The sequence below is a fragment of the Bacillus sp. YC2 genome, from assembly GCF_019891195.1.
GTDB lineage: Bacteria > Bacillota > Bacilli > Bacillales > Bacillaceae > Bacillus.
Map to the genome: position 1 here is coordinate 179174 of NZ_JAHXDO010000002.1, position 14409 is coordinate 193582.

9 protein-coding genes are annotated in these 14409 nt (G+C 45.7%); all 9 read right to left on the minus strand.

Annotated elements, in window-relative coordinates; all coding sequences use genetic code 11:
- Positions 1 to 163: 163 nt before the first annotated feature.
- The 9 genes from KY305_RS05880 to mraY all read right to left on the minus strand — a co-directional run bounded on the left by KY305_RS05880 (position 164) and on the right by mraY (position 14342).
- Positions 164 to 4450 (minus strand): S8 family peptidase, encoded by a 4287-nt coding sequence (locus tag KY305_RS05880; RefSeq protein WP_223061758.1) that lies wholly within the window; start codon positions 4448 to 4450, stop codon positions 164 to 166.
- 284 nt (positions 4451 to 4734) lie between these two features.
- A complete protein-coding gene (ftsZ, locus tag KY305_RS05885; RefSeq protein ID WP_214799475.1) occupies positions 4735 to 5886 on the minus strand; it encodes a cell division protein FtsZ in 1152 nt (383 codons plus the stop codon).
- Between the two features lie 35 nt (positions 5887 to 5921).
- Positions 5922 to 7235, minus strand: coding sequence for a cell division protein FtsA (gene ftsA, locus KY305_RS05890; protein WP_214799476.1), 1314 nt, complete (start codon positions 7233 to 7235; stop codon positions 5922 to 5924).
- Between the two features lie 558 nt (positions 7236 to 7793).
- On the minus strand, positions 7794 to 8576 hold the full coding sequence (locus KY305_RS05895; RefSeq protein ID WP_223061759.1) for a cell division protein FtsQ/DivIB: 783 nt from the start codon (positions 8574 to 8576) through the stop codon (positions 7794 to 7796).
- A 129-nt stretch (positions 8577 to 8705) separates the two neighbouring features.
- Complete coding sequence (murB, locus tag KY305_RS05900) at positions 8706 to 9617, minus strand: UDP-N-acetylmuramate dehydrogenase (protein WP_223061760.1); 912 nt, start codon at positions 9615 to 9617, stop codon at positions 8706 to 8708.
- A gap of 31 nt (positions 9618 to 9648) precedes the next feature.
- Complete coding sequence (murG, locus tag KY305_RS05905; RefSeq protein ID WP_223061761.1) at positions 9649 to 10737, minus strand: undecaprenyldiphospho-muramoylpentapeptide beta-N-acetylglucosaminyltransferase; 1089 nt, start codon at positions 10735 to 10737, stop codon at positions 9649 to 9651.
- 114 nt (positions 10738 to 10851) lie between these two features.
- Positions 10852 to 11952 carry a stage V sporulation protein E gene (gene spoVE, locus KY305_RS05910; protein ID WP_223061762.1) on the minus strand — a complete coding sequence of 367 codons (1101 nt, stop codon included), beginning with the start codon at positions 11950 to 11952 and terminating at the stop codon, positions 10852 to 10854.
- 59 nt (positions 11953 to 12011) lie between these two features.
- Entirely contained in the window at positions 12012 to 13367 is a 1356-nt protein-coding gene (gene murD, locus KY305_RS05915; protein WP_223061763.1) for a UDP-N-acetylmuramoyl-L-alanine--D-glutamate ligase, read from the minus strand.
- On the minus strand, positions 13368 to 14342 hold the full coding sequence (mraY, locus tag KY305_RS05920; RefSeq protein WP_061520429.1) for a phospho-N-acetylmuramoyl-pentapeptide-transferase: 975 nt from the start codon (positions 14340 to 14342) through the stop codon (positions 13368 to 13370).
- Positions 14343 to 14409: the final 67 nt, after the last annotated feature.

Consider the following 14409-nt stretch of genomic DNA (forward strand, 5'->3'; position numbering starts at 1 on the left):
AAGTATAAAGCAAGCTCTGTGGGAAAGTCTGTCAATTAATGTTGAGGGGAAAGTACAATTTTTAAGGGATAACCGTTTTATTTGTCGAGGATGCCTGTTTGGGCATTTTGCTAGGTTCGGATCATCTGAAAAAGCGCTGCCCTTCTAAAGGCAGCGCTCTTCTTTACTCGTTAATATAAAGTTTTCCTTTCGCCGTTTGTCTCGTTTCATTCCCATAGTCATCTCTTACGATAACGTCAATTTTTGCTCCGTTCGCTTTAATTGAAGAGGCGGCCGTCCAGTATCCTTCATATCTTCCCGGAGAAATTTCTCTCAGCGGAAGCTCCGTTGCGTTTTGAGTAGTTGCACGCGCATTTGTCAGCGGAAGACGAATGACAAACGTGGCGTCTAATTTCTTTCCGCTGGAGAAAGCGATTTTCACTGATTCTCCGGCTTTTAATGTTTTATCCTCTCCGGGAACTAACCCAGAAATAACGGGGGCGGTGTAATTTGCATTGATAACCGTCTTTTTCGTCGTTTTGTTTCCCGCTTCATCCGCTGCCGTGACTTTGATTTCATTGCTGCCGTTTTCCAGAAGAATTCGGGCTTGGTAAGAGCCGTCTTTCACCTCAGCTTTTTGGCCGTTCACCTTCACCCACTTCAAATAATCATCGGCAGCTTTTCCTTTTACAGTCACGGTTTCTTTATTTGTTTTATCTCCGTTTTTCGGATTATCGATCGTCAAATCCGGTTTGTCCTGATCAAGTATCACCGTGACAGGGCCGGAAGCGTCTGTTGATCCCCTGTCGGTTGACGTTGATGCCGTCAGGCGGTTGGCTCCTTTATGAAGCGATACATCAGCCTGGAAGGTGCCGTCTGCTCCGGCTTTTGTTTCAGCGGCTTCTTTTTCATCGTTGTAAAGACGGACAGCCGTCCCCGGAGAAGCGGTCCCTTTTACCGCAAGTTTCTCTTGATTTGTAAATGATTTGTCCTGCGGAGAAGTAATCTCAGGCACTGCCGCTTCATAGTCAACCAAAGCGCGGATCATATAGTTTCCGTCAGATTTATCCGATTTTGACCAGCTGCCGCCGATGTACTGCCAGTTTCTGTTTGAATACGGGCTTCCGTCATCGGCTGACAATCCCGGCGAATAAGGATCGGGTTTCGTCTGTACGAAGACGAGATAAAATTCCTTACCGACCGCAATTCCTTTTGAGCTGAGGTCGGCTTTTGTCCATTCACCGTTTCTGAGCGCTTCCGCTTTGAAAGGACCGGCGATTTTTTTACCGGGCGCACCGTCTTTTTCCGATGCGTCATATACTTCTATTTGAAATTCCGTGCCGCCAGGGGCAGGCCAGTTTTCACCCCAAAATTTAAACAGTCCTCCTGTCAGCATGCCAAGGTCTTTTCCGTCAGCGAGCGTCATCTTAACCGCAGATTTGCTGCCTGCCTCAAAATACGACATGGCGGCTTCTTCCACACCGTTATCATAGGCAATTTCGCCTTCATAGCCGATATACGGCTTTAATTCGGAGTTTTGGGTGACATTCCCTTTCACATCAACAGAAAATTCGTTGTTGTAAAATCCTTTTGCGGCGATTTTGATCGTATAGGAGCCTTCGTACACCTGAAGTGAATATTCCCCTTTGTCATTCGTAACCGCCGGTTCAATTGCGGCATCCTCGATGACATACAGCGCGGCGCCTTTCACCGGTTCTCCCGTTGACTGATTGGTGATCGTGCCTTTTAACGTGCCGGATGGCATTTTTTCCAGCGTGAAGTCTGCCTGTGCCGTTTGATCTGATTGTATCGAGACTTTTTCTGTTTGTGGCTGATACCCGTAAGCCTCCGCTTTCAGCGTATAGCTGCCCGCTTTATGAGAAAGGGTGTATTTGCCGCTTGCCGGGTCTGAATAAACGGATTTTCCCGTCTCGGCAACACTGACTTGCGCTCTGAGCGGAAGCAGGTTTGTTCCGCGGTTTACAGCTTTTCCTGCTGATTTTGCCGCCGGTTTCGCTTTTTTAGGATTAACAGCCTTTTTCTTTAGTTTGCCGGACGGCTTTTGTATACCGAGTTTAGCTTTTTTCACCTTGCCGGAAGAGTCGGCTGAGAGGCTGACATCATCGATATACCATCCGTCTTCATTTACCACTTCATCGGACTGCAAATTAAACATGACTTTAATGTTTTGGCCTTTATATGCCGATAAATCAATTTCTTCATCAGTCCAGCCTGCCGAAGCTCCGTTATAAATGGCCGCCTGCTCCCAATTCGTTTTCCCTTCAGGAAGTACAAACACATATCCGTAATCAAAAAATTCTTCGAGCGTGTGCCAGCTTTTAAATTGAAGGAACAGACGCCCGTCATCCGGCACTTGAATCGGAGGCATCACTAAATTCATGTTGGCCGAATCGGCGTAAGGGCCAGCCAGGTTCGTCGCAAATACTTTTTCTCCGGAGACTGCTGCACCGGGGCCTGAAACCGGAACGCCCCATTCCCATTGATCTTGTGTTCCATAGCTTGACCATCCTGCGGGCTGCGACTCAAAATTCTCTTTGTAGCCCGCTGTAATGCTTGGTTTGACAGTGACCCGGTACGTGTCAGATTCCGCCGAATGACCTCCAAAGTCCTTTATCGTCCATTTGTAGCTTACTGATTTGGCCATTACATTCGGGATTTCCGCTTGATATGTTCCTTTTTTTTCATCTCCGCTTTTTTGCACCGCGGTGATCGTTTTCCAATCTCCCTCATCAAACTGGTAGGAAAGCGTAACCTTCGTAACGCCCACATTGTCTTCCGCCGTGACAGTTAACGGAAGACTCGCGCCTTGATAAGCTTCCGAGACAGGATCATGCTGATATACAGGCGGTTCGTTATCTTCACCTGCTGTCAACACCTGCCCTTCTATTTTTCCGATCCCGTCCGTTACAGCCGAAACGGCGTCAAATGCATTGACAAGACCGTGGCCGTAACCGTTATTCGGCGAATCCGGAAAGGCGGAATCGGTCAGCTTTTCTGCTGTGCGAGTCAAGACGTCTTCCATTTCATCGACCGTAATAGAGGCATTCGCCTGCCTCAACAGAGCCGCTGTTGCAGCCACATGCGGCCCGGCCATCGAAGTTCCGTTCCAGCCGCCTTCATATGTTCCCCCCGGCACCGATGAACGGATATTGACTCCCGGAGCCGAGATATCCGGTTTTGTTTCATGATACGGTGAAGGGCCTTGAAGTGAGAAATCAGCGAGTTTCTTTTGGCTGTCGGTAGCACCTGTCGCAAATGCTTCCGGATAATTGGCGGGATTGGCAATCGACCCCGGTCCTCCAGGTGTAAACAAGTCTTCATTTCCCGCAGAGAATTCCGGAAAAATATCAGCCGCTCTCCACGCGTTGACCATATCTCTGTACCACTCGTCAATTCCTGAACCGCCAGACCAAGAATTATTCACAACGTCCGGAGCCATTTCAGGATGCGGCTTCCCGTCTTTATCTTTTGGCGCCAACACCCATTCACCGGCATCCAAAATATCGGCATCTGTCCCTCCGTCATCCGAGAAAGCTTTTACCGCAATCCATTTTGCGCCGGGAGCCACGCCGATTTGATTTGAGCCGTCAGGTTCAGACCCCGTCATTGTTCCGGTCACATGAGTGCCGTGGTCTTGGTCGTCATAGGGAGCGTCTTTTTTGGCAACGGCATCATACCAGTTCATGTCATGGTTCGGCTGAGCGGGATTTTTAGAATCATAGCCGCGGTATTTCTCCTTTAATGCCGGGTGATCCCACTCAACTCCGGTATCAATGGATGCCACAACCGTACCGGTTCCGTCATAGCCTAAAGCCCAGGCTTTAGGTGCATCGATTTGGCTGATGTTCCATTCGATACCGCCTTTTGCTTTGATTTCTTTTTGTTTTTTCTTCATTTGAAAAGGTGCGGATGATTTTGTCAGCTGACGCTTTTCATTCGGGAGCACTTTTTCTACTTCAGGAAATGAAGCGACTTTTTCCATTACCTCTTTCGAAGCACGGACAGCCATTCCGTTGACAATATAATAGGAATGAATATGGTCTGCCTTGCCTTTCTTTTTTTGTTTTTCCAAGTAATTTTTTATATTTTGCTGCGCATCATCAGCTGTTACCTTTAAAGAAGAGACAACGGCCGAACGTTTTTGATATTCTGTTTTCGCTGCTGAAAGCGAATGTGACTCGGCTTTCTTTTCGGCCGTCTTGGCAGCTTTTTTCGTATCAGCCCGCTCTTTGAATTTAATGAGAAACGTGACCTTATCACTCTTTTCAAAACGTTTCTTGACCGAATCAGAAATCTTATGCTGGATGGACTTCGAGGAAGAGAGTTCTTCTTTTAAAGAAGCAGCTGCATGTGTGCTGTTCGCTCCGGCTGCACCCGGAAAAAGCAGTGAGCTGACGACAATGACGCTTAAAACGGAGCCTGTCCACTTGTTTCTCGTTTTTTTCCTCAATCGTATTCCCCCTTATTTAGAAATATAATGTAATTTTGTCTTCCCTCCTTCAAAAATGGAATCGTTTGTCATTTCGATGTTGTACGTTAAATGTAGACAATCTTCAATTCAGATATTGTCGTATTCTGTCAGAAAGCCATATGAAACTGAAAATAATTCAATGGTCATGTTTTATACATAGGGATAAAGATTCTTTTTTGGTATATGAATCGGAGGATCTGGGGAAGAAATCAGTCTATAGAGGAAAGAAAAAGGACAAAACCATGTGGTTTTGTCCTTTTAAATCAGCCGCGTTTGTTGCGGTTTCTTAAAAATGTCGGAATATCCAAGGCATCATCCGCCGGCTGTGATGTATGACGGTTTGCCGTGTTTTGATGCTGCTGCGTTTCTTCACGCTTTGGCTCACGCTTAGCAGCATTTTGGTTTTGTGATTTTAACCCTTGGTTTAATGTCGGGCGCTGCGGTTTTGAGTCGTCTTTTTCCTGTTCAATAAACCCTGTTGCGATGACAGTCACGACAATTTCATCTTTCAGATTTTCATTGATTACTGAACCGAAAATCATATTCACGTCAGGATCAGATGCAGATGCGACGATATCCGCAGCTTCCTGTACTTCGTATAGACTCAGATTTGTGCCGCCTGTGATGTTCATCAGAACACCTTGCGCTCCGTCAATTGCCGCTTCTAATAACGGGCTGGAAATGGCTTTTTTCGCAGCTTCTGCCGCACGGCTTTCTCCGGTTGCAATTCCGATTCCCATCAATGCAGAACCTTTATTCGACATGATGGTTTTGACATCGGCGAAGTCCAGGTTGATCAGTCCGGGCGTCGCGATGAGGTCAGAGATACCTTGAACCCCTTGGCGAAGCACGTTATCAGCTTCACGGAATGCTTCAAGCATCGGCGTGTTTTTGTCAACAATTTCAAGAATACGGTCATTCGGAATCACGATCAGCGTATCCACCGCTTCTTTCATTGCTGTAATTCCGCCAGCCGCCTGCAGCTGGCGCTTCCGTCCTTCAAATGTAAACGGTCTTGTTACGACTCCGACAGTCAGAGCGCCTAAATCCTTTGCGATTTGGGCAATGACCGGTGCGGCTCCCGTTCCGGTTCCGCCTCCCATTCCGGCTGTAACGAAAACCATGTCAGCGCCTTTTAACGCTTCTTCAATCTGTTCTTTGCTTTCTTCAGCGGCTTTTTTGCCGACTTCAGGGTTTGCTCCAGCTCCAAGACCCCGCGTCAGTTTTTCTCCGATCTGCATTTTCACTTCTGCTTTTGACAGGTTAAGAGCTTGTGCATCCGTATTCACCGCGATGTACTCTACACCTTGCACTTCATTTTCAATCATTCGGTTGACCGCGTTATTTCCGCCGCCTCCTACTCCGATTACTTTAATTGATGCTAAGCCGTCTATGTTTGTTTCGAAATCCAACATGCTAAATCCTCCTAATCTGCCGAATGACTATCTATCTATTCCCAAAACATGCTTAATAGTTTTTTCATTTTGCTCGGTTTGTTCTGTTCGGCTTGTGTTTTTTGTTTTGCTTTAGGCCGCTGCTGTGCCTCTTGCCGCTGATGATGCTGTTCTTCGTGTGAAACCGCAATTTCCTGCACGGCTTCCTCCGGCATATGAAAGCCTATTTTTCTTCCTTGAATTCTTGCGTTTCGGCAGGCGAATTGTATCAAGCCGACACCCGTCATATACTGCGGGTCTCTTACGCCGATATAGTTCGGGCTTGCGACTCTTACATTGTGCCGCAGCACGTCCTGTGCCAATGAAAGCACCCCGGGCATTGCGGCCTGTCCTCCGGTCAGCACAAAGCCGCCGGGCAAGTCGGTAATTCCCATATGTTCGATTTCAGATGCGGCAATCTCAAGAATCTCTTCCACTCTTGCTTCGATGATATTGGCAATTTCCTGCTGTGTAAAAGATTGCTTTTGATTCGTGCCAATGACGGTGACTTCAAATACTTCATCTTCTGAAGCCTCGTCGTAGAAAGCATGTCCGAATTGTTTTTTTACTCTTTCCGCCTCTTCTGTGGACGTCCGTAAACCGATTGACACGTCTTTTGTGATGTTTTCGCCTCCGAGCGGAATTACGGTGGTCGCTTTAAGATGCCCCTGTTCAAAAACCGCAACCGTCGTAGATCCGCCGCCGATATCAATCATTGCGACACCGAGGTTCTTTTCGTCTTTTGATAAAGCCGCCGAACCGGCCGCAAGCGGCTGCAGGCAGATATCCGTAATTTCGACGCCCGCTCTCTCCACACAGCGAAGTAAGTTATGTAAGATCGTTTTTGAGCCGGTAATCAGCGTGCCTTCCACTTCCAGGCGGACACCGAGCATTTTTTTCGGATCTGTAATTTCATCTCTTCCGTCAACGATAAACTGTTTCGGAACGACGTCAACGATCAGCTGCTCATGCGGGACCGAAACGACCTGTGCCGCCTCCATCACCCTGCGGACGTCTTCCACGTGAATCTCTTTGTTTTCACTTGAAACAGCGACAACGCCGTTCGTATCTTGAATATTAATATAATTTCCATTAACACCGACGATGGCTTTTCTCAGCGGAAAACCTACCATTCTTTCAGCTTGGTCAAACGCTTTTCTTATAGAATGAACGGTTTCATCTATATCAACGATTGAGCCTTTTTTCAACCCTTCAGACGGTACATTTCCCACTCCGATAATGTTAAGGGAATCATCTGTCATTTCTCCGACGATCACTTTTGTATTGGACGTACCGATGTCAAGACTGACGTAAAGTTCATTGTTGTTCATTCTATGGCACCTCCTCACATTTCGATCAATTCTATTCTATTATTTGCGGAACAACAATACAATGAATGTGGCTTTACAAGTGTGTAACAAAAACAACAGCAACAACATATTCTTATCTGATTTCTCACAATTTATGTTTATTGAAACTATTCGTTATATTCTATGTATATCCTCTTTTATATCACATTTTTTTTATTTTTTTTAAAGATGGCCCACCTTATCAGAAGATTTCTTTTGATGGCGTCATATTGTAACAACACATGATGCAAATATATCCGCTTTATACAAGTCTACACTAAGATGAACCTTCAGAAAAGCTATAGATATTGCCAGAATCATACAAAAAAAGAAGAAACAGGAGGAAAATTCCAAATGCAATGCTTATCTCATGTACCATACACATAACACTGAGAATTTTCCGCTTGTTTATCAGCCATATCTTCAGCAAAAAACAGACATAGTGTCATAATTATTCCGCTATCGGTTATATCGGCTGCCTGCGCTGATTTTAATTGATTCTTTTGAACGGACACAAAATAGGCATTTAGACTTATTTCATCAATTCCCTTTCTTCTTATCACCATTACCCTTGTTAAATTCTTCAAAATATGTAGCAACTTCTAAATGGATAATTCCCTTTTTCCCATCCAGCTGTGAAATAATAGAAGGATAGGTTTTCATTTTGCTTGCAAAAGTCTTAATAGAAGCCGTAACCACATATCCGTCGTTCATATACAGCTTGATCCGGTCATTGTCCATTTTTGCCGGCGTGTAATAAATTTCAGAAATCGACTGTTTTAAAGAACCTGACAGCTTATCAAGCTGCTTTGCCAACTTGATCCGTTTTTTCCCGTTTGTCCAGTCTACCAAAATCGGCCCGGCATCATCCGGAGTGACTTCGTTCGGCAGTACGGTTCCGTTTTCCAGCACTTCATAATATACATCGTTTTTTTGTAAATACGCAATGGTCTTATACTCTTCAATCCTGATGTTGACTTTGTTAGGGAAGGCTTTTGTAATCGCCGCCTTTTTCACCAGCTTGTTTTGCTCGATCTTTTCTTCTGTTTTTTTCTTATTCAAGCTCCAGAATTCTGTTTGGCCGTTATGAATATCAGAAAGCGCGGCAACCTCTTTTGCGGGCACAATTTCGTTTCCGGAAACAGAAACAGAAGATACTTTACTGATCGGCATCTGCAAATACACGATGATCAGCACCATCATAAAAAAGAGCAGAATAAATGAAATGAGACGGCGGTTTGCTTTTTGTTTTCGCTGCTCTTTAATTTTCGGAATCCGTTCTTCAATATTTACAATTTTTTCTCTTTCATGATTCGGGTTCACTGCCTGTCCACCTCACTAAGAATGAAACAGCTTTACATTCGTCTGATTGAAAAACAAACGGCATGCTGTGATGCCGTTTGCCATTTGTTCAAAGTATATCACATGAGCTCGTGTAAATCAGAGAACCATTTAGCGATTGCCGCCGATGATTTCAACTTCTGTGTGCATCTCCACGTCATATTGCTCACGGATTGTCTTTTTCACGTAATCAATCAGGTCAAGGACGTCCTTGGCAGTCGCTCCGCCGGCATTGACGATAAAATTCCCGTGCATCTCGGATACTTTGGCGCCGCCGATCTGATGCCCTTTTAACCCCGCTTTTTCAACCAGGCTTCCCGCATGGTTCGGCAGCGGATTTCTGAATATGCTTCCCGCACACGGGCTTGAGTACGGCTGTGTATTTTTTCTGTAGTCTTTGTTATTTTGCATCTGCGCTGTGATCGCTTCACGTTCCTTCTGTTCAAGTTTTAGGACCGCCTCAAGACAGACGCCGGGCCGTTTCTTTTGCAAAATAGACGTTCTGTAGCTGAAATCCATTTCTTCATTCGTAAGCCATTCGATTGAACCGTCTTCAAATAAAATACGGGCTTTTACAAGGATTTCACTCATATCCGAGCCGTGGGCGCCGGCGTTCATATAGACGGCCCCGCCGATTGACCCGGGAATTCCGGCTGCAAATTCAAGGCCGGACAGCCCCTTTTTGCTCATGGATGTAGCCAGACGTACAACTGAATAACCGCCTCCCACCGTTGCTAGATCACCTTCAAGCTCTAAATGGTCAAGGCCGGGTCCGAGTTTTATGACAACTCCCCTGATGCCTTCATCAAGTACAAGCAGGTTTGAACCGCGGCCGATGACAGTCCATGGCAAATCATATTTTTTCACAATATCCATGATATCTTTGACCGCTTCCACCCGATTGGGAATAATCAAAATGTCGGCAGGTCCGCCAATTTTCATCGTTGTATGGTTCGCGAGCGGCTCTTGTTCTAACACTTTGCCAACTTCGCGGTCTTTTAATTCCTGTATCACGTTCTCCATCGTAAACCTCCGCATTCCAATTGCTCTTCTCTTATTTTTTAATCTCTTCCATGATACTGTACAGTCTGGCTGCCGCATCTGGAACACCGAGTGACTTTGTCCGCTCACTCATGTCCTTTAGTGTTTCTTCATTCATTACGATTCGGTCAAGAGCGGCGATCAGTTTTTCTCCGCTAAGCTCGGTTTCTTTCAGCACAATTGCAGCGTCATGCTGGCTGAGCGCCTTCGCATTGACTTCTTGGTGATTGGCTGTAACGTACGGGCTCGGAATGAGCACGCTCGGAATTCCGAGGGCGGTAATCTCGGCGATTGTTGTCGCTCCGGCTCTTGCCACAATCACATCAATTGATTTTAAGTATTCCGGCATTTGGTGCAAAAACGGTTTAGTCACCATATTATCCGCGGCTTTGCCTTTCAGCTCCGCCGTTACCTTCTCATAATGCACTTCTCCGGTAATATACAGCACTTGATAAGGTCTCGTTTTTAATTCTTCCTGCATGTCAATAACGGCGCGGTTAATTGGAGCTGCGCCTCTGCTACCGCCAAAAATCAGTACCGTTTTTTGATTTTCTTTCAGCCCGAATTCGGTTAATGAGCGGCCTGTCTTAATTGAGACGACTTCAGATGCTCTGGGGTTTCCCGTAAAAACAACTTTTTCAGCGGGAAAATGCGATTTTGCTTCTTCAAAGCAAATCGCTACCTTATTAACATATTTCGAGAGAAACTTATTTGTGATGCCCGGAAGGCTGTTTTGTTCATGAATAATGGTCGGAATCCCCAATTTCGCAGCCGCGTATACGACAGGACCGCATACATAACCGCCCGTCCCGATGACGGCATCCGGTTTAAATTCTTTTAAATACGATTTGCTCGTCTTCACGCCTTTTAAGAAGCGCATAACGGTTTTTACATTTTCAAAAGAAAGTTTTCGTTTAAAACCCGTAATTTCAATTGAACGAAACGGAATGTTTTCCCGTTCGACGATTTTTTTCTCAAGGCCGTTCTCCGTTCCGATATACAAAAATTCCACATCCGGATGGCGGCGCTGCACTTCTTTAATAAAGGCCAGGGCCGGATAGATATGTCCTCCCGTACCGCCTCCGCTTACTGCAATACGCATGCGTATGTCCCCCTTCATCACATAGCGATAACCCTGTTTTTTAGGACAGGGTTATTGATGTTGTCTGTTTTTTTATATTACGAATATATCATGATTTATGAGGCAAGATACAGATCAATACCTCGAATACCGGCTGACATTTAAGAGTACGCCGACGGCCATAAGCATCAGTGTCAATGATGAGCCCCCGTAGCTTAAAAATGGCAGCGTAATTCCCGTCACCGGAATGAGACCCGTCACAACGCCGATATTAATCATGACTTGAATGGCAATCATCGAAATAATACCGATGGCGACGAAGCTCCCGTATAAATCCGGAGCGCCGAGGGCGATTCTGACGCCCCGCCATAATAAAATACTAAACAGCAGCAATATGAGCGTACCGCCGATAAAGCCAAGCTCTTCTGATAAAATAGCGAAAATGAAATCGGTTTGCGGCTCCGGCAGATAAAAAAACTTTTGCCGGCTTTGGCCGAGCCCCATGCCGAACAGCCCGCCGGGACCTACGGCGTACAGCGACTGAATGATCTGAAAGCCGCTCCCAAGCGGGTCCTCCCACGGATTTAAGTAAGAGGTAATCCGCTTGATCCGATACGGAGCGGACAGGACGAGGGCCGCAAACCCGCTTAGTCCGATCAGCCCCAGAAACGCAAAATGAGCGATGCGCGCACCGGACACAAAAATCATTACGATACACGTGCCCACCATAACCGTCCCCGTTCCGAGGTCGGGCTGACACATGATAATAATAAAGGCAGATAACACGATTCCGAGCGCGGGAATGAATCCGCGTCTGAATGACGTAATGTTCTTCTGTTTCTCAGAAAGAAACTTAGCCAGAAACGCAATCATCGCGAGTTTCATAAACTCCGAAGGCTGAATGCTGAACGCTCCCACACCGATCCAGCTTCTTGAACCGTTCCGCACCATTCCCACTCCCGGAATCAAAACGAGCACAAGCAGAAAAAAACAGATAATCAGAAGCAGTTTCGACCAAGTCCGCCATGTCCAATAATCAACGTTCATTATAAAAAACATGGCAATGACGCCGATCCCCGCAAACAGCAGCTGCCGTTTGGCAAAGAAAAACGAGTCATCAAATTTATAATCCGCCCATACCGCACTTGCACTGTAGACCATAATTAATCCTATTGTTAAAAGCAATAACGTAATAATGACTAATAACAAATCAGGCGCTGTTTTTTTAGTAGTCAAAGCAATCGACACCCCAAGCATAAGTTCATTAGGGCTGCCGAAATTCTTTAGACAAGCCCTTACTTAAGCATATGCACGGCATCTATAAACATGTCACCGCGTTCTTCAAATGTTTTAAACTGATCCCAGCTTGCACACGCCGGTGACAAGAGGATGACGTCTCCTTCATTTGAGAGCGCAAACGCCGCAGATACTGCTTGTTCAACATTATCGACACGTTTGACATGTTGTATTCCCAGCTCGTTGCCCAGTTTTACAAACTTTGGCGCTGTCTGTCCGAACGTAAGGATCACTTTGACATGTTCCATATACGGTTTTAGTTCATCAAAGCCGTTGCCGCGGTCAAGACCGCCGGCAAGCAGAATTACCGGAGCTTTAAACGCGGAAAGCGCTTTGCTCGTTGCTAAAATATTCGTCGCTTTGCTGTCGTTATAAAATTTTCGTTCTTGAATCGTCGTCACGTATTGAAGCCGGTGCTTCACTCCCGTAAAGCTTGTCAGCACCTTTTGAATCGCTTCATTTGATGCGCCCGCAGTCTTCGCAGCGGCAACGGCGGCCAAAATATTTTCTAAATTATGCGCGCCAGGCAGGACGATGTCATCTATAGGAAGAATCGCTTCATCATTAAACATCAGCATTCCGTCTTTTATGAATACGCCGCTGGAGAGCGGCTGTTGAACTGAAAACGGAACGATGCCGGCTTTGCTCGATTCTGCAAGCCGCACCACTGTTTCATCGTTTTGATTGACGATGGCCGTATCGCTTTCAAGCTGGTGAAGATACACCTTCTGCTTGGCCTTCTCGTAATTTTCACGGCTGTGGTGATAATCTAAATGGGCGTCAAATATGTTTAAAATCAGGCTGATTTCAGGTCTGAACGCATGCGTCCCCATAAGCTGAAAGGAAGAAAGCTCCGTGACGATCCATTCGTCTCCGTCGGCGTGATATGCCACCTCACTGGCGACAGTGCCGATATTGCCTGCAATCAACGCTTTTTGAGAATCAGCCTTCAGCATTTCATATATGAGCGTTGTTGTTGTTGTTTTGCCGTTCGAGCCTGTGATGCCGATGAATTTTGCGTTTGTTATATAATATGCAAGCTCAATTTCCGTCCAGACCGGGATGCCTCTTTTTTGCGCTTCCTGCACCATAATATTTTCATACGGAATCCCGGGATTTTTGATCATAATGGTAATGTCATGCTGATCAAAAAGTGACGTCGGGTGCTCTCCGCAGATGACTTCAATCCCTCTGGCAGAAAGCTTTTGGGCAGGTTCATTTTCTTCAAAGGCTTTCTGATCGTTAACGATGACGTTAATGCCTTTTTCATGCAGAATTGACGCTGCCGCATACCCGCTTTTTGCCAGTCCGAGGACTAGAAAATTTTGTTTTTGCAAAAAAAGTTCTTTTTCCACTTATAACCACACCTCGATGTAAATTCCTAAAACGGCAAGCAACAGTCCCGCAGTCCAAAATGTCACGACGACTCTCCATTCAGACCACCCGACCAGTTCGTAATGGTGATGAAGCGGACTCATTTTAAAGATTCGTTTTCCTGTCGTTTTAAAGCTGATAACTTGTAAGATAACAGATAAGGTCTCGATCACAAATACTCCGCCGATAATGACAAGCAGAATTTCAAGCTTCGTCAAAATGGCAACAGTCACGATCGCTCCGCCAAGCGCAAGCGAGCCGGTATCCCCCATAAATACTTTGGCGGGATGCGCGTTAAATACAAGGAAACCGAGAACAGCGCCGACAACGGCAACTGAGAAAATCGCAACATCATATTGTGATTGATTCCATGCCAAAATAGCAAAAGCGCCAAATGCGATAGCCGCAGTTCCAGACAGCAAGCCGTCAAGGCCGTCCGTCAGGTTGACGGCGTTTGAGCCCCCGACAAGCATAAAGAGTACGAGAATAAAGTATCCCCAGCCGAGATCGATTGATAGATGAGTGCCCGGCACCCGGATATCGGTTGCAAAATGGCAATAATGATATACACCATAAAATATGATAGCAATAATGATCTGACCGATCAGTTTCTGCTTGGACGTTAATCCGAGATTCCGTTTCATGACAACTTTAATATAGTCATCTAAAAAGCCGAGAAGCCCGTAGCCGATTGTGACAAACAGCAGAAGAAACATTTCCGGGCTTAATTCCGAAAATTTCTGCGTCATGACAATGGCCGTAATGGCGATTGATACAATAATCATGACCCCGCCCATCGTCGGCGTCCCTGATTTTTTCATATGTGATTTCGGCCCCTCTTCTCTAATACTCTGGCCGAATTTTAATCGTCTTAAAAACGGGATAAGAATCGGAGATATCAGAACACTGATTAAAAATCCCATTATAATTGTAAATAAAATCACTTGCTCAAGCATTGCTCTTTTCTCCTCCCGTTTCGTTCAAACGACATACGTATTTATCATATTCACATTGTTTCCCCGT

Bases quoted from the DNA above. Each gene is read 5' to 3' on its own strand.
- murB (WP_223061760.1), bottom strand. From the start codon at position 9,617: ATGGAGAACGTGATACAGGAATTAAAAGACCGCGAAGTTGGCAAAGTG.
- mraY (WP_061520429.1), bottom strand. From the start codon at position 14,342: ATGCTTGAGCAAGTGATTTTATTTACAATTATAATGGGATTTTTAATC.
- ftsZ (WP_214799475.1), bottom strand. From the start codon at position 5,886: ATGTTGGATTTCGAAACAAACATAGACGGCTTAGCATCAATTAAAGTA.
- murG (WP_223061761.1), bottom strand. From the start codon at position 10,737: ATGCGTATTGCAGTAAGCGGAGGCGGTACGGGAGGACATATCTATCCG.
- ftsA (WP_214799476.1), bottom strand. From the start codon at position 7,235: ATGAACAACAATGAACTTTACGTCAGTCTTGACATCGGTACGTCCAAT.